Consider the following 20721-nt stretch of genomic DNA (forward strand, 5'->3'; position numbering starts at 1 on the left):
GATTTAGCTCTCCTTCGCGTGGCGCTGTAATTGTCTGACGACTTCATCGCCAACTTCACTGGTGCTGGCGGCCCTGTGCTGCTCGGATGCAGGCAGGAGTTCTGCAGTCACCACGCCGGCTTCAAGCGTGGCAATCACGGCCTGCTCGATGGCATCGGCTGGCGCTGTCTGATTCAGGCTGTAGCGCAGCATCATGGCGGCAGACAGGATTTGTGCTATCGGGTTGGCAATGCCCTGACCGGCAATATCCGGGGCAGAGCCGCCCGCAGGCTCAAATAAACCAAAGCCGTCCTCATTCATACTGGCCGAGGGCAGCAGACCCATGGAGCCGGTCATCATGGCGCACTCATCGCTGATGATATCGCCAAACAAATTTGAACACAGCAGCACATCAAACTGGGCCGGGTTTTTCATTACCTGCATGGTGGCGTTATCAATGTAGATATGCTCCAGGCTGACATCCGGGTAGTCGTTGGCGACGGCCTCGGTCACTTCGCGCCAAAGGCGGCTGGTCATCAGGACATTGGCTTTATCGACCGACGTGACTTTGCCCTTACGTTTTTGCGCCGCTTCAAACGCAGCCACCGCTATACGCTGTATTTCCCGGCGTGAATAACGCATGGTGTCAAAGGCAAACTCCTCATCGCCCTGACCTTCACGGCCTTTTGGCTGCCCAAAATAGATCCCACTGGTCAGTTCGCGCACAACCAGTACGTCCACCCCGCTTTTGGCGATATCTTCGCGCAATGGGGACAGTGATTCGAGGCCAGGATAAATACGCGCCGGGCGCAGATTGCTGAATAAATCAAAATGACTACGCAGGGTCAGCAGAGCGGCACGCTCGGGGCGCTGTTCAAGGGGCAGGGTGTCCCACTTGGGGCCGCCTATAGAACCAAATAAAATGGCATCGGCCTGTTCGCAGCCTACCAGGGTAGTAGCGGGCAGTGCCTCGCCGTGGTTATCGATAGCATACCCGCCAACCGGAAACGCCTTGCGGTTTAATGTTATCCCAAAGCGCTCAGCGACCGCGGATAATACTTTGTCGGCCTCTTGCATGATTTCCGGACCAATACCGTCACCGGCAAGTACGGCAATTGAATACTGACTCATTTATACTCCTGCTATGCGATCCTGTTGATGGCGTTGTAAGTCGATCTGGTCTGCCAGGTGGGTGTTATTCAGCACATAAATCAGCGCTTTCACACCCGCTTCGACGATATCGGTAGCCAGGCCAATACCGTGGAAACGCCGCCCCCGGTATTCTGCAATAACGCTGACCTGCGCAAGGGCGTCTGCGCCTTCCCCTTTTGAGTCGAGCTTAAAGTCCACCACATCAATATTATCGTGACCGACCATTTCCATAATAGCCTTATACGCGGCATCGACCGGCCCGTTACCTGTGCTCGCCCTTGTCACACTGTCACCGCCAATGGTCAGCTTGACCGTTGCGCTGGGCACGATTTCCCGGCCAGAGGTTGCCTGCAGGTACTCAAGCTGATAGTACGCGTGGTCGTGCTTTTGTTTATCAAAAAACAGTAACGCTTCCAGATCGTAGTCATAGACCTGGCCTTTTTTATCGGCCAGTTGCAGGAAAGCCTCGTAGATGGCTTCCAGATCATAATCCGCGCTGGTGTAGCCCAGTTCGGTCAGGCGGTGTTTAATGACATGCCGGCCTGAGCGTGACGTGAGATTAAGGTTATTTTTATTAATACCCACACTTTCCGGGGTCATGATTTCATAGGTGTTCTGAGACTTCAGCACGCCATCCTGATGAATACCGGAAGAGTGGCTGAATGCATTGCTGCCGACAATGGCCTTATTCGACTGAATGGGCATGTTGCACAACTGACTGACCAGCTTTGACGAGCGTGATATTTCTGATGAATTGATATTGGTCGTGAGTCCCAGCATGTCTTTGCGGGTTTGCAGGATCATGGCAATTTCTTCAAGCGCCGCGTTGCCTGCGCGCTCACCAATACCGTTTAATGTACATTCAACCTGTCGGGCACCCTGCTCAACAGCCGCCAGTGAGTTGGCGACCGCCAACCCCAGATCATTATGGCAGTGCACCGAGATAATCGCCTGGTCGATATTAGGCACCCGGTCAAACAATGATTTGATGATCCCACCAAACTCAGTAGGGGTGGTGTACCCCACTGTGTCAGGAATATTTACCGTGGTGGCCCCGGCTGCAATTGCCGCTTCGACCATTCGGCACAGGTAATCGATATGGGTGCGGCCCGCATCTTCACAGGAAAACTCCACATCATTGGTGTAGTTACGGGCATGTTTTACGGCGGCGACGGCCATCTCGACAATGTCGTCCTGCGATTTTTTCAGTTTTGAATTAACGTGAATGTCAGAGGTCGCAATAAACGTATGAATACGAAACTGCTCCGCTACCTTCAGTGCCTGTCCACAGGCATCGATATCGGCCGGCAGGGCCCGGGAAAGTCCGCACACGGTGGAGTTTTTCACCTCCCGCGCGATCATCTCAACTGACTTAAAATCGCCGGGTGAAGAAACCGGAAATCCGGCTTCAATCACATCTACGCCAAGGCGTTCAAGCGCCAGGGCAATCTGCAGCTTTTCTTTGGCACTCAGGCTGGCCGGCAATGCTTGCTCGCCGTCGCGTAAGGTTGTATCGAAAATCTTGACCTGATTTGTCATGGCACACTCGCTTGTCTGGTGGCAAAAAAAAACCCGTGCAAGGCACGGGTTTTGGTAACTGGTTGCTGGTCGCAATCTACCCGTGCAGTCTCGCTGCCTTGAGAAGTAGGATAGATAGAAGCAGGGTATATCGCATCATGGCGGTTTTGCCTGTGTGGTGACCAGTAAGTGCGTTCAATGTAGCGGGGCACCGGTTTCAGGTCAACCTTTCTTTACAAGGTCGCTTATAAGGTTTTGTTATATAAAATTTATCAGGCTGCTTATGATGTATTTACGCCGTCATACGGTGGCTAAGCGTTAGCTATCAATGTGAGACGTGTATTACGCCTTACAAGTAGAAATGACGCCAGTTTATGGTGGTGGACAACAGCATTTCACGCAGTGCCAGTGCTCTGGGCAGGCTGCGGCCTTTGTGATTCCAGGTATGGCCGCAGCACGCGGCGGTCATGATCGTTTTGGTGGGCTTGAGTACCCAGCTTTCCCCCGCCATTTCTCTGATCTCAACGGGGGCGCCGGAGAAGGCGAACCAGCCATATTTGTTGATGTGCATTTGCTGCGCGTGCTTATCCACGCGGTCAACGGAGTCCAGTTCGATATGCTGACGATCCAGCTCGGTTACCCGCACCGGGACCACCAGCCCGGGCGTGGCATGCCGGTAAAACCAGTCACTGGTTTTGGCAGCGTCGGTTTGGCTGCCAGGACACTTTGCGGCCTGTCTGGCCTGCCAGCTGGCATTATGAACATCCACACTGATAGGGCTGTCGTTACTGGCCAGAAAGTAGGCGGCGCGCCGGATGTGATGCGACAGGCCTTTTAAGCGACGGCGTAGCAGAGCAATTTGTGAGGGACCCTGGGTGGCCAGGTAGTGGAGTTCCCGCTCATACAGCGCATTGCAAAGCTCGGCTACGTGTTTGAGTTCGCCGCTGCTGGCAAAAAAATCTGCCTGATCTGCTGAGGTGTCAGAGACGTCTGTCATAAAACGGGTGTGATTGCCTGGATAGGCTTAACGTACCAGCAAAAAGAAGGGATAGCCATGGCTATCCCTTTACTTCGTGTTACTGGCCTTTGATTTCACTGCGGCCACGGTAGCTTGCCTGTGAGCCAAGTGCTTCTTCGATGCGCAGCAACTGGTTGTACTTGGCGACGCGATCTGAGCGGCACAGAGAGCCGGTTTTGATTTGGCCTGCGGCAGTACCAACGGCCAAATCGGCAATGGTGGCATCTTCGGTTTCACCGCTGCGGTGAGAGATAACCGCCGTAAACCCAGCGTCTTTGGCCATCTTGATGGCGTTCAGAGTTTCTGTAAGCGAGCCAATCTGGTTGAACTTGATAAGAATGGAGTTACCGATATTCTCATCAATACCGCGCTTTAAGATTTTGGTATTCGTCACAAACAGGTCGTCCCCGACCAGCTGTACCTTATCGCCAATCTTTTTGGTCAGGCTGGCCCAGCCGTCCCAGTCACTCTCGTCCATGCCGTCTTCCACTGAGACAATAGGATATTGCTCGGTAAGATCGGCGAGATAGTCGACAAAACCATTGGCATCAAAACTCTTGTCTTCACCGGACAGCACATAGTTGCCGTCTTTATAAAATTCAGACGACGCGCAGTCCAGCGCCAGGGTGACATCGTCATTCATTTTATACCCGGCACTTTCTACCGCTTCCACAATCACGGCCAGGGCTTCGGCATTCGAGCTTAAATTAGGTGCAAAGCCACCTTCGTCACCCACGGCGGTGTTAAGACCTTTACCGTTCAGCACTTTTTTCAGGCTGTGGAAAATTTCCGCGCCCATGCGCAGTGCTTCCTTAAAGCTGGCTGCGCCGACAGGCTGGACCATGAACTCCTGAATATCGACGTTGTTGTCGGCGTGCTCACCACCGTTGATGATATTCATCATCGGTACCGGCATTGAATACTGCCCCGGTGTGCCGTTCAGTTCGGCAATGTGCTCGTACAGAGCGACACCTTTGTCTGCCGCTGCGGCTTTGGCTACCGCCAGCGATACCGCCAGAATGGCATTGGCGCCCAGGTTTTCTTTATTGTCTGTGCCATCTAAGTCCAGCATCAGATTGTCCACGTCTTCCTGAGCCAGCGGATCTTTATCAATCAGGGCCGGGGCAATCACATTATTAATAGCGGCCACAGCCTTGGTCACACCCTTTCCAAGATAACGTGACTTGTCACCATCACGCAGTTCCAGTGCTTCACGGGAACCGGTAGAGGCGCCAGAAGGTGCTGCTGCGCGACCCATAGCACCCGAGTCCAGATAAACATCTGCTTCGACCGTGGGGTTACCACGTGAATCAAGAATTTCACGACCGATGATGCGACTGATTTTCGCCATAGTATTTCCTCAACATGTTGTCGGAACACCACGGGAGCGAGTGTTCCGTTTTTCTACATTAATGATTTTCTTTTTGATACTTGCCAGCGGCGGCGACAAAACCGGTGAATAACGGGTGACCGTCACGCGGTGTCGACGTGAACTCAGGGTGGAACTGACTGGCAATGAACCATGGATGGTCAGGGATTTCGATCACTTCCACAAGACGTTTATCAGTGGACAAACCACTGACTTTTAGCCCGGCGCCTTCGATCTGGTCACGCAGGTTGTTATTCACCTCATAACGGTGGCGGTGGCGCTCGTAAATTTCTTCACTGCCATACATGGCATGTACCTTACTGTCCGGGATAAGGTGGCAAAGCTGGCTGCCAAGGCGCATGGTGCCGCCCAGGTCCGACTGTTCATCGCGAATTTCGGTAGAGCCATCGGCGTCCAGCCATTCGGTGATAAGGCCCACGACCGGGTAGGGGCTATCCGGATCAAACTCGGTGGAGTTGGCTTTTTCCATGCCCGCAACATTGCGCGCATACTCAATCAGCGCAACCTGCATGCCCAGACAAATGCCCAGATAAGGCACCTTGTTTTCACGGGCGTAGCGGGCTGCCGCTACTTTTCCTTCAATTCCTCGTTCACCGAAGCCGCCAGGCACCAGAATGGCATCCAGCTTTTCAAGAATTTGTGTGCCTTTGCTAACCACATCCTGCGAGTCGACATAATGTATATTTACCGTCAGGCGGTTTTTTAGGCCGGCATGTTTAAGCGCTTCGTTCACTGACTTATAGGCGTCGGGCAGTTCAACATATTTACCGACCATGCCAATATTGACTTCAGCGGTAGGGTTAGACTCGGCATACAGTACCTGTTCCCACTCGGTCAGATCGGCCTCTTTGCAGTCAAGGCGGAAACGGTCTACCACCAGTTCATCCATGCCCTGTGCTTTCAGTGCGGCCGGGATCCGGTAGATGCTGTCGACATCTTTGAGTGAGATAACCGCTTTTTCTGCCACATTGGTAAACAGGGCGATTTTCGAACGTTCAGTAGCAGGCAGTGAGCCCACAGAGCGGCACACCAGAATATCAGGCTGGATGCCGATTGAGCGCAGCTCTTTAACCGAGTGCTGAGTAGGCTTGGTCTTAACTTCACCAGAGGCGGGCATATAGGGCACCAGGGTCAGATGCATATACATGGCCTTGTCCCGGCCAAGCTCAGTACCAAGCTGGCGTATCGCTTCCAAGAATGGCTGTGACTCAATGTCGCCCACGGTACCGCCAATTTCGACAATGGCGACATCGTGCCCTTCCGCGCCTTCGATAACGCGACGTTTGATTTCGTTAGTGATGTGCGGGATCACCTGAATGGTGGCGCCAAGGTAGTCACCGCGGCGCTCACGTTTAAGTACTTCTTCGTACACCCGGCCTGTGGTGAAGTTATTTCGCTTCGTCATGCGGGTACGGATAAAGCGTTCGTAGTGACCAAGGTCGAGATCGGTTTCGGCACCGTCATCAGTAACAAACACTTCGCCGTGCTGGATGGGACTCATTGTACCGGGATCGACGTTGATGTACGGATCCAGTTTTAACATGGTGACAGAGAGGCCACGTGCTTCAAGAATGGCGGCAAGGGAGCCTGCAGCAATACCTTTACCAAGTGATGAAACGACACCACCGGTGACGAAAATATAGTTTGTCATGCGAAACCTAAGGCGTTGGGTTGTATGGGTAATGTGTTTGGCAGACGCAATGGGCAGCGTCACACCAGGACGGGGTAATAGTATAGCGAATCAGCGCCGGGCAAACAATCGCTTTGCCCGGTTTACCAGGAGAAAAGCCACGCTGACGGCGCAGACAGCGCCCCAGGGCCTGCCCCCGCCGCATCTTCCCTAGCTCTGGCTCAGTCGCTTCAGCGTATAGACAAGATCCAGGGCCTGGCGAGGGGAAAGTTCATCAGGGCTGAGCTTCTCCAGCGCTTCCAGTACCGGGTTTGGCTTGTCCGGAAAGTGCAGCTCCGACTGAGCCGGATCATCAGCTTGTGGGGTATCAGCGGCACGCTCATCCAGGACTTTTTGCGATTCCAGCGCACGCAGCTTATGCCGCGCAGAGGCGATCACCGGCTTGGGCACGCCCGCCAGTTGCGCCACCTGCAACCCATAGCTTTTACTGGCCGCGCCGGTTTCAACGGTATGCATAAAGCGGATGGTCTCATCGTGTTCAACCGCATCCAGATGCACGTTGACCACCTGCGAGTGGGAGTCGGGCAGGGCGGTTAGCTCGAAGTAGTGGGTGGCAAACAACGTGTAGGCATTCAGTTTCTCGGCCAGATAGCTGGCACACGCCCAGGCCAGTGACAGTCCGTCATAGGTACTGGTGCCACGGCCAATTTCATCCATCAGCACCAGCGAATGAGCAGTGGCATTATGCAGAATATTGGCGGTTTCGGTCATTTCGACCATAAAGGTAGAACGGCCGGACGCCAGGTCGTCCGACGCCCCGATGCGGGTAAAAATACGATCAACCGGGCCAATGACGGCATCACTGGCGGGCACAAAGCTGCCAATGTGGGCAAGCAGCACAATCAGCGCCGTCTGGCGCATATAGGTCGATTTACCGCCCATATTGGGGCCGGTGATGATTAGCATGCGCTGCTCATCATTGAGCATCAGCGGGTTGGCAATAAACGGGTCACGCATTACCTGTTCCACCACCGGATGGCGGCCTTCCTGGTAACAGAGTTTGTTGTCGCCGGTGAGTTGTGGCCGATGCCAGTCGAGGGTCATGGCGCGTTCAGCAAAACAGGCCAGCACGTCCAGCTCACTGAGCGCTGCCGCCGTATCAATGAGCGGCTGAATATGTGGGGCAAGCTCATCGAACAGGGCGTCATATAATTGTTTTTCCAGGGTCAGCGCGCGGCTCTGGCTGGTTAATACCTTATCTTCATGTTCTTTGAGTTCCGGGGTGATAAAACGCTCGGTATTTTTCAGGGTCTGGCGGCGGATATAGTCGGCCGGTGCATTGGCACTGGCAGCCCGGCTGATTTCGATAAAGAAGCCATGCACCTTGTTGTACCCTACTTTTAGCGTGCTTATCCCGGTGCGCTCGCGCTCACGCACTTCCAGCGCATCGAGGTAATCGGTGGCGCCCTGCGACAGGGCTCGCAGTTCATCAAGCTCCGCGTTATATTCAGGGGCAATCACGCCGCCATCGCGGATCACTACCGGCGGATTATCGATGATTGCACGGTTGAGCAGTGCACTGACGTCGTCATAGCGACCAACTTTCTGAGCAAGCGAAGTAAGCAGCGGTGCGTCATAATCACTCAAGCTCGCATGCACATCATCCAGTCGGTTTAATGCATTACGCAGTCTTGCAAAATCCCGCGGACGTGCCGAACGCAGGGCCAGACGCGCCATAATACGCTCAATGTCACCAATGGCCTTTAATTCTTCGCGCAGTGCATCCGGCGGCAGCGCGATCATCGCGGACACCACATCATGACGCTGTGTCAGCGTGTGCCGGTCGGTCACAGGCGCATGAATAAAGCGCTGCAGCAGACGGCTGCCCATGGCGGTGCAGGTGGTATCCATGACACTGAACAGGGTATTGTCCTGGCTGCCGGAGAGGCTGTGAGTCAGTTCCAGGTTACGGCGGGTGGCAGCGTCGAGTTGTACGAACGCCGACTGCTGCTCCTGCTGGATCTGGCGGATATGAGGCAGGGCAGTGCGCTGCGTGTCTTTCACGTACTGCAGAACACAGCCAGCGGCGCCCAGCGCTTTACTTAAATCGTCGACACCAAAGCCGGACAGTTCGCGGGTCTGAAACTGCTCATTAAGCTGTGAGATTGCCGTATCCGTTTCAAACTCCCAGTCAGGGCGGCGGCGCAGACCACGGCGCTGTTCAATCAGTGGCAGACTTTCAAAGCCTTCCGGATAGAGCAGCTCAGCCGGGTTGACACGCTGCAGCTCTGCCAGCAATTGTTCGTCACTGTCCAGTTCGCTGACCACAAAGCGGCCGCTGGCGACATCCAGTGTAGCAAGGCCGTATTGCAGGCTGTGGCCACAGACGGCGGCCAGAATATTGTCGCGGCGCTCTTCCAGTAGCGCTTCGTCGGTAACAGTACCGGGTGTGACAATGCGCTGCACTTTACGCTCTACCGGGCCTTTGCTGGTGGCCGGATCGCCTACCTGCTCGCAAATGGCTACCGATTCACCCATTTTCACCAGTCGCGCCAGATAGCTTTCTACCGCGTGGTATGGCACCCCGGCCATGGGAATAGGATCACCGCCCGATTTTCCTCGTGCGGTTAATGAAATATCCAGCAATGACGCTGCACGCCGGGCATCGTCATAAAACAGTTCATAAAAATCACCCATGCGGTAAAACAGCAGGATAGTCGGGTGCTGCGCCTTAATTTCAAGATACTGGCGCATCATCGGGGTGTGTGATTCCAAGCCGGCCTCGTGTTGTGCTGTAGCGATAATTTAAAGCGCTAAGTGTACCATTGCCGGGTCGGAAAAAAACAAGGCTGTGGTACACTTCTGTGTAGTTTACTCATTTTTTTAAGGCCGCTGACCGCGATGGAAAACCGCTTTGCAATCAACCCGCAAGACATTGCTACTCTGGGCGACAAGCTGCGTGCCCGGGGCTGGAACGTATCCTGCGCCGAGTCCTGTACTGGCGGAGGCCTGGCCTATTATTTCACGCAGGTTGCCGGCAGCTCCGACTGGTTTTCGCAGTCATGGGTCACTTACTCCAACGCCGCCAAACAGTCGGCACTGGGCGTCACGGCGGAAACATTGCAGCAACACGGTGCGGTTTCCCGCGAAACCGTGCGCGAAATGGCCAACGGTGTACAGCGCAACACTGGTGCTGAAGTGGCGGTGTCGGTGAGTGGTGTGGCCGGTCCCGGCGGCGGTAGCGCGGAAAAGCCGGTGGGCACGGTCTGGTTTGGCTTTTTAATCGACGGCCACGCCGAACAAATCCATATGCAGTTCGACGGCGATCGTCAGTCTGTGCGCGAACAGGCGATTGGCTTTGTGATAGCGCATTTGAATAATCAGATTGAAACGTTGCCTCAAGAGTAAAAAAGCAGAAATCTGGCTTGAAACTGTATGCTTGTACAGTATAGAATGCGGTCATTCGTTGGTACCATGCCAACCCAGTTTATAACCGCAACTCCCAGAGGATAGTTACGTGGACGATAACAAATCAAAAGCCTTGTCAGCGGCAGTCGGACAAATCGAAAAGCAATTTGGCAAAGGCGCCATTATGCGTCTGGGTGACAACCAGGCGGCGGATATTGAATCTATTTCTACCGGTTCACTGAGCATTGATATTGCGCTGGGAATTGGCGGCCTGCCATGCGGTCGTGTGGTTGAAATCTACGGGCCGGAGTCATCCGGTAAAACTACCCTGACGCTGCAGGTCATTGCCGAAGCTCAGAAAAAGGGCAAGACCTGTGCCTTCGTGGATGCCGAGCATGCTCTGGATCCGGTATACGCTCAAAAGCTGGGCGTGAACATCGATGATCTGCTGGTCTCTCAGCCGGACACGGGTGAACAGGCACTGGAAATCTGTGACATGCTGGTGCGCTCCGGTGCGGTAGATGTGGTAATTGTTGACTCGGTCGCCGCACTGACCCCGAAAGCCGAAATTGAAGGTGAGATGGGTGATTCACACGTTGGCCTGCAGGCCCGACTGATGTCACAGGCACTGCGTAAGCTGACCGCGAATATCAAGCGTTCTAACACCCTGTGCGTGTTCATTAAATCCTGAAACTACCACCGGTGGTAATGCCCTGAAGTTCTACTCGTCAGTGCGTCTGGATATCCGTCGTATCGGTGCGGTAAAAGAAGGTGACGAAGGTGGCACCGCCGTTCAAGCAGGCTGAGTTTATGATCCGTTACGGTGAAGGGATCAGCAAAGAAGCCGAGCTGATTGATCTGGGCGTGAAACAGAAGCTGGTGGACAAAGCCGGCGCCTGGTACAGCTACAAAGGCGATCGCATCGGTCAGGGTAAAGCAAATGTGATTAATTTCTTAAAAGATAACCCTGAAATTTCTAACGAAATTGAGACCAAACTGCGCGAAGAGCTGTTGCTGGCGAAGAAGAAAGAGCAAGAAGAGGCAAAGGACGAGTCTAAAGACTCTGTGTCGGAATAGCCGTCTCGCAAACGTACTCAAAAATGCCCGCCTTGCGCGGGCATTTTTTTAGCAGTGTCTCACCTTACATACTGCACTTGTTATCAGGTGCATTGCCGGCCAGCCGGGCTAGTGCCTTCTAACCAATAATAAATTAGTTTCTAACCGCTACCTGCTAAACCTGCAAGTGCGCCTGATATCATTATGTGATTACTTCGGATACCCGTTCGGGTTATTCGACTGCCAGTGCCAGGTGTCTGCACACATGGCCTGTAATCCTTTGTCGGCATGCCAGTTTAACTCTGTGGCGGCCAGTGTCGGGTCGGCATAGCAGGCCGCAATGTCACCGGCACGGCGCGGGGCAATGGTGTAAGGAATGTCTTTTCCGGAGGCGTCACTAAACGCCTTAACCATGTCCAGGACGGAATAGCCGGTGCCAGTACCGAGGTTATAAACGTCATAGCCCATATTCAGTGACAGGCGATCCAGTGCTTTAAGGTGGCCATTGGCCAAATCTTCAACGTGAATATAGTCGCGCACGCCGGTACCGTCGGTTGTATCATAGTCATCACCAAACACGCTGAGCTTTTCCAGTTTGCCAGTGGCGACCTGTGAAATGAAGGGCATCAGGTTGTTGGGAATACCATTGGGATCTTCACCTATCTGACCGGAAGCGTGTGCGCCGACGGGATTAAAATAACGCAGTACGACAATATTCCAGCTGTCATCCGAATTGTACAAATCGCTGAGCACATGCTCGACCATAAGCTTTGACATGCCATACGGATTGGTCGGTTGGCCGGTCTGCATGTCTTCGCTGAGCGGTAGTTTTTCCGGATCGCCATAGACGGTAGCAGAAGAGCTGAATACCAGATTTTTGACCTGGTGCTTGCGCATAGCCTTACACAGAGTCAGCGTGCCGAAGACATTATTTTCATAGTATTCCAGAGGCTTTTCTACCGATTCGCCTACTGCCTTGAGGCCGGCAAAATGGATCACCGCATGAATGGGTTGCTGGCTGAATATATCATCAAGCACCGCGGTATCGCGGATATCACCCTGCACAAAGGTGACAGATTTGCCGGTGATGCTTTCAACCCGCCTCAACGATTCCGGACTGGAATTTGAAAGATTATCCAGAACAACGACATGGTAGTCTTCTTCCAGCAGTTGCAATACGGTATGGCTGCCGATGTAACCGGCTCCTCCGGTAACTAAAACAGTTCTCATGCTTGCTCCTTGTCGTCATTGTCTGGCAGATATTTCGCGCTGATGGAATACTGTAACGGCTTTACCAGAAGCGGGTAAAGTAAAAATACCAGCAATGCCCACAGTAATGAGGTCCAGTCGGTAGCGGTACGCAAAATGAGCGCAAATACCGGCACAATCACCAGCAGCTTGAGAATATTCAGTAAGGTCTTTTCCGGAATAGACATTTGCCTGGCAGCCTGATCCAGCCGGGTCATCCGCTCTTTCAGGGTAAGGCCTTTGAGCGCCGGAATGTCGCGAGGAAACAAATAGAAGTTCATGGTAGTCCTAGATAAAAAATAACCGCCTGACGGCGGTTATTGTAGGGGATTGTCAGGCCGGTGCAAACCGGCCATTAAACTAACCTTGCTGAGACACCGGATGTGGCTCTGCATTGTGATCTTTCTCTGCCAGTTTTTCCCAGTAGCGGGTTTTCAGAGACAGCAGTAGTACCACAATACCGACCGCAATACTGAACAGGCTGATTTGCAGGTACAGGTTCGGCATTTCATCCAGACGGCTTGGGTCGAAGCTGCCTGCCAGCAGGCCCGCAATGACGTTACCGATAGAGTAGGTCAGTACGAAGACCCCCATCATCTGACCGGCAAAGCGTTTTGGCGACAATTTGCTGACCGCACTTAATGCAACCGGGCTTAAGCAAAGCTCACCCACGGTATGCAGGAAGTAAGTCATGACCAGCCAGTAAGGGGCGACTTTCAGTCCGCTGGCAGCGATCTGCGCGGCGAAGAACATCACGATAAAGCCTGAAGCCATGATGATAAGACCAACGGCACACTTGGCACCGTAAGACGGGTCCAGCATGCGTTTACCCAGATTCACCCACAGTGCCGCAAAAAACGGTGACAGCAGAATTATGAAGATAGAGTTTGCCGACTGGAACCAGGCTGGGGGGATCTCCATACCGTTGACGATGCGATCGGTATAATCACGGGCAAACAGGTTCAGAGACGACCCGGCCTGTTCAAAGCCGGCCCAGAAGCAGGCTGACGCAATACAAATAAGCAACAGGGCACCCATGCGTTTTTTCTCGGCTGAATTCAAGTTACCGAGGAAGAAAATTGCGCTAAAGTAAATCACAAACGTTGCGGTGAAGGCCATGGCGACATACGCAGCTAATGCAACAGCATCAATCACTAGGTAGCCCATGGAGGTCAGTGCGGTGACAGTGGCGAGCGCACCTAACAGTAAACCAATGATGGTCCAGCTGCGCTTTCTGGCTTTGGGGCTCATATTGGTCGAGGGTTCGGCGGATGCGCCGTTAAGACGTGGCTGGGTCGCCCGGTACTGTACCAGGCCGATAAACATACCGACCGCTGCGGCACCGAATGCCCAGTGGTAACCCATATTGGGCGCCAGCCAGCCACACACGCCGTAGCCAATCAGCGAGCCAATGTTGATGCCCATGTAGTAAAGGGTATAACCACCGTCGCGGCGGCTGTCTTCTTCTTCATACAGCTGACCAACCATGGCACTGATGTTTGGCTTAAGCAGACCTGTACCCAGTACGACCAGAATAAGACCGATGAAAAATGTGCTGTGTGAGGGAATAGCCAGAACAATATGGCCGCACATAATGATAATACCGCCATACCAGACTGCGCGCTGGCCGCCGAGCAGGCGGTCAGCAATCCAGCCGCCGGGCAGACCCATGAAATAGACCGCACCGGTATACAGACCGTAAATAGCGGTTGCCGAAGCGACGGTGAAAGCCAGGCCTTCCTGCTGCAGACTGGCTGTCATGAACAATACCAGCAGCGCACGCATGCCGTAATAGCTCATGCGTTCCCACATTTCCGTGAAAAACAGCGTTTGCAGGCCTCCTGGATGGCCGAAGAAACTTGTGTCGTTAGATGCTTTAGTATTCACAATGAGATTCCGTAGATTTGATTGAATATCGAAGCGTTTAGGCGTGGTTGCCGCGCTTTCTTATTTACTATCCCAGTTTTATGGAATTGCGTTATGGACACGACTTTATACTAGAGGATGGTGCGCGACACAAGCTGAGTAACACTGTATTAACCTTATTTCCGGGCAGATGCGCCGCATTCTGTTGCATCTGCCGGATATTTGTTCCAACCACTTACAGCTCGCGGATAGTGGCAACGACAATCCGTGCGATGCCGTAAAACAACAGCAGGATCACACCAAACAACGCGAGGTTGTAAATTATCTCTGGGTATTGATTGTCCTCCGGCAAAGTCGGACGCTCCACAGTCACCAGATGCTGAAGTTTTTCATACGTTTCTACCCGGGTATTTTCCAGAGAGACCAGTGACGCAGAGTAGGCTTGAATAGCCAGTTCCAGCTCAACTTTCATATTGCTGTATTGTGCCATGAGCTCGCTCACTGACAGATCTCCGGCTCGGCCGTCTTTGTCGCTGAGTTTTTGTTTTTGCTCCTGGATCTGGCGCTGAATCGCACTGATTTGCCGTTTGATATTCTGCATCTCAGGCGCGTTACCCGACATCATAGTACTTAGTGTATTAAGCTCAGCTTTTTTCTGGGCCAGGGTGGCTTCCAGGGAAAAGGCAATTTGCTGAAATGCCGCGCCTTCAGCCATCGGATCCAGCACATTGTATTTAGCCTGAAACTGCAACAGCTCTGTTTTCGTCGCCTGTAACTTTTCCTCGACAATCTGATGCTCCTGCCTGGCAAAGGTCAGCTTAGACTTGGCAAGGTCATTATTAATCTCATTAATAAACGCTTCTGCGCGCGACACCATAGCCTGATTGATTTTCTGTGCATACTCCGGCGTGAAACCACGGGTTTTTACAGTGATCACCGATGACGTAGAATCGACCGTGACGTCAATGTGCGACAAGTAATACTGTAAAAAGTCCTCTTTTGTTGCAAACGGTGACAGGGCACTGAACAGGTCTGCCTCATCAGAGCGGTAGTGTTCACGTAAATTCAGTTCCTGATCAAGGTAGGTAAGCATATCGGACGACAGCATAAAGGCTTCAACCAAATCACTGTCATTACTAAGACCGGATGAGGCGACACTGGATAACATCAGTGCAGACGGGTCAAAGCTGCTGGTGCCATCACTGGATTTTACGATTAGCTGGCTTTGACTCTCATACTGCGGCGCAGCCATCAGTACCAGATAAAGGGCATAGATCAGCCAGGGCAGGACGAGTAACAGCTTCTGCCGCCGAAGAATAAATGCTTTGATGGTATTCAGGTTTTTTTCCACCATTTCTTACCTTTTATTTCTTTAGGTTGCGCCCTGGGTATAGGCCTCAATGCCCTCTTCCAGGTCTGAGTAATAGGTTAATTCGCCGTCCTCAATAATCACTGCGGAGGTACAGAATTCGCGAATTTGATCAAGTTCATGACTGACCATGATAACGCCCGCCGTTTGACTTTTCTCTTTTAGCGCCGCTCTGGCCTTTTTACGAAACATGGGGTCCCCGACGGATGTCGCTTCATCGATCAGGTAGATATCAAAGTCAATGTTCATGCAGCAGGCAAATACCAGCTTAGCGCGCATGCCTGATGAGTAATTTTTCACTGGCAGGTCAAAATGTTTACCGATCTCGGCGAACTCCCTGACTCTGGTTTCATAGTTTGTCAACGAGCGCACGTTATTGATTCTTCCAATAAACCGGGTATTTTCCCGACCGGTCATCTGCGGATGGATGCCAGTTTGCAGGGCCACCGGCCATGACATGGCTTTGTTGGTCAGGATTTGTCCCCGATCCGGATATTCGCTTTTTGCCAGCATCCGAAACAGCGTTGATTTACCGGCCCCGTTTTTACCCAGAATGGCCACATTATTTTCAGTAGGAAAGTTAAAATTCAGCCCCCGGAAAATATACTGCGGGCCTAACTGACTAGAGTAGCTTTTGGTTAGGTTTACCAGTTTGATCATCGTGACAGCACCCGTTTCCAGGTAATGTGATAAAGCGCCAGTGAGAAAAATGTGAGCACCACGGTTAATTCCAGCACATATGACAGGCTTACGCCCCGGCTACCGTACGATTCAAAACAGGCGTACCGGGCCAGTTCGATAAAATGCACCAGCGGGTTCCAGGTCAGCAGGTACCAGTATTCTTCAGGGATATCCTGGAGCGAATAAAATACGCAGGAAATAAACATCAGGGGGCGCAGCAGCATGGCTTTAATTTTGTCGATCTCCGGCACAAACGCTGCTGCGATAGCGAATATCAGGCCAAGGGCAACCGACATGACCCATAACAATGCAAAGAGGCTCAGTAGTAACAGGGGATCATTTACTTCAAAGGACTCGCCCATCAGATACAATGCAATGGCCAGCAACACAATCACCACCGATTTAATACACAACTCCAGAAAGCCCGACGTGATGACGGCTGCCATGGGTTGCACCTGCCGAAACGCATATAGCGGCTTATTCCTTTTGATTGAGACAGAAACGTCCTGCAGGCAGCCGGTCATGGTACGTAGCCCGACCAGTCCAATCATCATAAAGATAAACAATGGAATGGAGTGGACCATGTCGCCACTGATGATCCCGCGCAGAAACGAGAGTACAAAAATAAACAGGAAGGGTTCGAAGAACGCCCATGACAGGCCAAACTTGTCGTTAAACTTACTTTGTAACTCACGCAGGAAAAGCGCGAATATCACGCTTCTCCATGCATAAAGTTGCTGTTTAACCGTTACCATAATGGGTTAATCAATAGCGACGTTGGCCGCAACGGCAATCTGATAGATGATTTGTGTTATATCTTTCACTGCCTGCAGGGTCTTAGTGTCGATGGCGGGCATGACGACGACCTGATCGCCGGCCTCAAGGTTCGCTGAGTGGCTGTCAGACAGCCAGTTTCCTTTATCGATGCTATCAAACTCGACATTGCCGTTCTTGCGGATGATGAGGATGCGCTCGTCATCGGCGCGCTGTGTAAAGCCGCCGGCCCAGGCCACGTAGTCTTCGGTTGTGGCGTCCGGGTTAAACACCACAGACTGTGGCAATAATACTTCTCCGCCGACATGCACCAGATCAGACACTTCCGGGATCACCACAGTGTCATTCGGCTCGAGCAGAATGTTCGCAATATTGCCGTTTTCCGAAACAACCACACGTCCCAGTGGCTCAATTTCTCTGGCCCTGGCAACAAAGTCAGTCACCAACTGGGCTTCTTGCGCCCGGATCGTGCCCTCACCGCTGGAGCTGATTGGCGCTGTAAATACACTGCGTTCGAGACGCTGTAGTGACTGTTCAATGATCTCTTTTTGCTTTTGTGCAACACTCTCGCGACGCAGATACACATTACTGGTATCAGCAAGTTTGGGGTCGACTGCGATATGGTCAAGCACATCCAGTAATCGTGTTCCTTTGTCGACCATAATTTGCGATGCACCGGCGTGCGCGCCTGCAATGTTGATGCGGTATATTTGTGGTTCATGGTCATCGACGTATTCGACCGTGTCGCCAGGACGTAACGCCAGTGACTCAAAGTCATCAACGGTAAGGTAGCGGGCGTACTGGGTACGATTTCGGATTCCCGCTACGGAAACATGGCTGATAAATTCGCCGGGTCTGGCAAAGTAGTTAACCGTCTTACCCTGTAACTCCTCATCGGAAAACTCAAAAGTAAAACTGTTTCGTGCTCCGGTTTCGACCACAATGGTATTGCCGATAGGATGAACCAGAATTACGTCGCCGTCTTTAAACGCGACTTCAGGCAATTCTCCATCCCGCACAAACTGATATAAATCGGCGGAGGCGATGACTTTATCATCGCGGATAACCTCTATCTGTCGAAAGCTGCCACGGGTAAAATCAATACCCCCCGCTCGTTTAAGATAATACAGCACACTGTCTGAGGCTTGTCCCGCATACTGACCCGGACGCAGCACCGGCCCTGAAACAAAAACCGATACCGGTGTGGATGTCAGCAGATTAACGTAGATGCTGACATCGTTGGTATACACCTGACGAATATGACGGGTGACGGTTTGATTGACTGAGCCTGCTGGCGTATTCGCTACGCGTACGGGGCCGATATTGGGGATGAAAATATTGCCCTGATTATCCACCGTTACCACATCAGCAAAATTCACGGCTCCCCATAACCAGATAGAAATTTTATCACCCGGCGCAACCAGGTAATTGTCATTCAGACCTGTGCTGCGTTCCGATTCAAACCCCCCAATAAACAGATTAGCCGCGAAGGGCGGATTATCCATGGGATCCTGTTGCGGAAAAACAGTTTCAAAGGTTGGCTCACCGGGAAGTGGCTGCCCGTTGCGGGGTTGTGTGACATACTGGCCGGTCTCTGGGAGCCCACTACCGCCACCAGGCAATGTTCGCTGTGTGTTGACCGACAGCGGCGACACAGCGCCAATGGCAGAAGTACCGCTGTTTGACGTAGATTGCTGTTGCTGCCCGTCACGAAGTTGCTGCAATTGCTCTAAACTCTGAGCGGCACTTATCATCGGCAGCAGCATGAAAAGTGTAGCCAGAAGGCGACAGAATATGCGTTGTTTCATGGGTTACCAATCCTGCTTGTCAGGAGAAGACACCAGTGGCTCAAGCAGTTGCCACTGTCCGTTCCGGTTACATAAGGCACGGTGCGCCTGCACGTTACTGGCAGCGCTGCTCTGATTGAGGCGCCGGCACTGATTACCCGATGCGGAGATATAGGTGCCAAGCACAACATATGCCTGACCACCAATCTGTACTGTTCCGGATGAAGGCGAACCGGAATCAGGAACGTTTTTTGCTTTATCTGATGATCGAGAATAGGAAATCGAATCGTGAACCAGTGGAATATCTGCATGGGTTTCCTGCGGAACACTGGTGCAGCCGCTGATGACTGAAGTAAGTCCTAACAAATAACAACAGGCACGTGTCAGTTGAATCATCGATGGTTTGAATATGTTATTTCAGTTTGGCGCTAGGATAACACCAACATTGGAAAAATACATAAAATCAGCGCGGGCGGGATACGATGGATTTGTAGAAGTGCGTGAAATATGAGCAAAATGGGCAGTTAAGGTGCAGATAATGGTAATATCGAAAGTTTTTTATAGTGTAAGGGTAGCCACTGTTTTGAATGTTTACTATTATTCTGAGCGTTCTGGGGGCCGCGCATGATGCAGGCTTCCACATCCGTTTTTTCACTTAATGTAAATGCCAGAGCAAGCCATCTAGTAGCCAGGACAATAACGCGTCATAGCCGAATGTTTAGCGGCTATAGGGACAGTGGCACAGGATCTTACGAAGAATGTTAAATTATTTGCAATTCGTACCGTTATTTACAGCGTTTTTCGTTGCTCTGATCCTGTTGATCGTCATGACTCCCTTGGCGCATCAGTTTGGATTTGTCGATCAGCCCAGTATTCGTAAACGTCATTCCGGAATTGTGCCTCTGACTGGCGGGGTTGCCATTTTCATGGCGGCGCTGGTAGCCAGTGTCGCTACCGACGTATGGATGAAAAATAATCCGCTGTTTTTTACCGCATCGGCATTTATAGTATTGCTTGGCATGCTGGATGACCGCTTTCAGTTGAGCGCTAAAGGGCGGTTGCTGTGTCAGTTCGGCGTCGCAGCTATTATGGCCTGGAGCGCGCAAAACTATATTACCTCGCTGGGAAATATCTTTGGTTTTGGCGATGTGTTTTTCGGACTGGGTGGCTATTTCTTTACCGTGGTGTGTGTGGTTGGCGTGATTAACGCGTTCAATATGATCGACGGTATTGATGGTCTAGCTGGCGGTATGAGCCTTATTGTATTGCTGACCGTGGTTGGCTTTTTGCTGGCTGCGGGCAACGGTGGTGCCATTATGGAACCGCTGATCATTGTTGCTGCTATTGTGCCATTTCTGGCTTTCAACCTTAGCTGGAAGGGCTTTAAAGGCAATAAAATCTTTATGGGCGACGCTGGCAGTATGTTTGTCGGGCTCACCATTGTCTGGCTACTGGTTGATCATACTCAGGGTGAGACAGCAGCGTTCCGGCCTATCACGGCAGTATGGCTGATTGGTCTGCCGCTTATGGATATGGCGGCGATTATGTACCGCCGTGCGCGGAAGGGGCAGTCGGTACTGCGACCCGATCGTAAACACCTGCACAACATCTTTATGCGCGCAGGCTTTTCTTCACGACAGTCACTGGTTGCGATTCTGTTTATCGGCGCCTGCTATTGTCTCATTGGGATTATGGGTGAGATTTATGCGGTGCCTGAATACCTGATGTTTTGGGGCTTTATGGCGTTGCTGGTCATATACAGCTTTATTATTCAGAATATCTGGACGGTCATTCGGTTCATGAAACGTCGCCTGCATCAATAGAAGGACGCGGCGTTTGGTTTTT

16 protein-coding genes and 1 pseudogene are annotated in these 20721 nt (G+C 52.2%); 3 read left to right on the plus strand and 14 right to left on the minus strand.

The window, feature by feature from the left end:
* Window positions 1–3: 3 nt before the first annotated feature.
* From leuB to mutS, 6 genes are all read right to left on the minus strand, one after another.
* Window positions 4–1110 carry a 3-isopropylmalate dehydrogenase gene (gene leuB / locus IE054_RS00130; protein ID WP_189403064.1) on the minus strand — a complete coding sequence of 369 codons (1107 nt, stop codon included), beginning with the start codon at window positions 1108–1110 and terminating at the stop codon, window positions 4–6.
* A complete protein-coding gene (leuA, locus tag IE054_RS00135; RefSeq protein WP_189403065.1) occupies window positions 1111–2670 on the minus strand; it encodes a 2-isopropylmalate synthase in 1560 nt (519 codons plus the stop codon).
* Window positions 2671–2998: 328 nt separating this feature from the next.
* On the minus strand, window positions 2999–3646 hold the full coding sequence (locus IE054_RS00140) for a hypothetical protein (protein WP_189403066.1): 648 nt from the start codon (window positions 3644–3646) through the stop codon (window positions 2999–3001).
* A 79-nt stretch (window positions 3647–3725) separates the two neighbouring features.
* A complete protein-coding gene (gene eno, locus IE054_RS00145; RefSeq protein WP_189403067.1) occupies window positions 3726–5018 on the minus strand; it encodes a phosphopyruvate hydratase in 1293 nt (430 codons plus the stop codon).
* Between the two features lie 58 nt (window positions 5019–5076).
* Window positions 5077–6708, minus strand: coding sequence for a CTP synthase (gene pyrG / locus IE054_RS00150; RefSeq protein WP_189403068.1), 1632 nt, complete (start codon window positions 6706–6708; stop codon window positions 5077–5079).
* Between the two features lie 189 nt (window positions 6709–6897).
* Window positions 6898–9444 (minus strand): DNA mismatch repair protein MutS, encoded by a 2547-nt coding sequence (gene mutS / locus IE054_RS00155; protein WP_189403762.1) that lies wholly within the window; start codon window positions 9442–9444, stop codon window positions 6898–6900.
* A 144-nt stretch (window positions 9445–9588) separates the two neighbouring features.
* Between mutS and IE054_RS00160 the strand changes: the two genes are divergently transcribed.
* Together IE054_RS00160 and recA are read left to right on the plus strand one after the other, a co-directional pair.
* Window positions 9589–10095 (plus strand): CinA family protein, encoded by a 507-nt coding sequence (locus IE054_RS00160; RefSeq protein ID WP_189403069.1) that lies wholly within the window; start codon window positions 9589–9591, stop codon window positions 10093–10095.
* A gap of 109 nt (window positions 10096–10204) precedes the next feature.
* Window positions 10205–11172 (plus strand): annotated as a pseudogene (recA, locus tag IE054_RS00165) (recombinase RecA).
* Between the two features lie 189 nt (window positions 11173–11361).
* Here recA and galE read toward each other — a convergent pair.
* From galE to IE054_RS00205, 8 genes are all read right to left on the minus strand, one after another.
* Window positions 11362–12381 carry a UDP-glucose 4-epimerase GalE gene (gene galE / locus IE054_RS00170; protein WP_189403070.1) on the minus strand — a complete coding sequence of 340 codons (1020 nt, stop codon included), beginning with the start codon at window positions 12379–12381 and terminating at the stop codon, window positions 11362–11364.
* Entirely contained in the window at window positions 12378–12680 is a 303-nt protein-coding gene (locus IE054_RS00175; protein ID WP_189403071.1) for a DUF6170 family protein, read from the minus strand. The genes galE and IE054_RS00175 overlap by 4 nt, the downstream gene beginning before the upstream one ends.
* A gap of 79 nt (window positions 12681–12759) precedes the next feature.
* Window positions 12760–14289, minus strand: coding sequence for a peptide MFS transporter (locus tag IE054_RS00180; protein WP_444541875.1), 1530 nt, complete (start codon window positions 14287–14289; stop codon window positions 12760–12762).
* 211 nt (window positions 14290–14500) lie between these two features.
* Window positions 14501–15619 carry a KpsE/RkpR family capsule polysaccharide export protein gene (locus IE054_RS00185; protein WP_229804949.1) on the minus strand — a complete coding sequence of 373 codons (1119 nt, stop codon included), beginning with the start codon at window positions 15617–15619 and terminating at the stop codon, window positions 14501–14503.
* 18 nt (window positions 15620–15637) lie between these two features.
* Entirely contained in the window at window positions 15638–16294 is a 657-nt protein-coding gene (locus tag IE054_RS00190) for an ABC transporter ATP-binding protein (RefSeq protein ID WP_189403073.1), read from the minus strand.
* On the minus strand, window positions 16291–17031 hold the full coding sequence (locus IE054_RS00195; RefSeq protein ID WP_229804950.1) for an ABC transporter permease: 741 nt from the start codon (window positions 17029–17031) through the stop codon (window positions 16291–16293). Before IE054_RS00195 ends, IE054_RS00190 begins: the two co-directional genes overlap by 4 nt.
* 45 nt (window positions 17032–17076) lie before the next feature.
* A complete protein-coding gene (locus IE054_RS00200) occupies window positions 17077–18897 on the minus strand; it encodes a polysaccharide biosynthesis/export family protein (RefSeq protein ID WP_189403075.1) in 1821 nt (606 codons plus the stop codon).
* Window positions 18898–18900: 3 nt separating this feature from the next.
* Window positions 18901–19272 (minus strand): hypothetical protein, encoded by a 372-nt coding sequence (locus IE054_RS00205; protein WP_189403076.1) that lies wholly within the window; start codon window positions 19270–19272, stop codon window positions 18901–18903.
* A gap of 362 nt (window positions 19273–19634) precedes the next feature.
* On the opposite strand from IE054_RS00205, the gene wecA reads away from it, so the two are divergent.
* Complete coding sequence (gene wecA, locus IE054_RS00210) at window positions 19635–20699, plus strand: UDP-N-acetylglucosamine--undecaprenyl-phosphate N-acetylglucosaminephosphotransferase (protein WP_189403077.1); 1065 nt, start codon at window positions 19635–19637, stop codon at window positions 20697–20699.
* Window positions 20700–20721: the final 22 nt, after the last annotated feature.

Origin of the sequence: Alteromonas halophila (genome assembly GCF_014651815.1) — a bacterium.
Taxonomy (GTDB): Bacteria; Pseudomonadota; Gammaproteobacteria; order Enterobacterales; family Alteromonadaceae; genus Alteromonas; species Alteromonas halophila.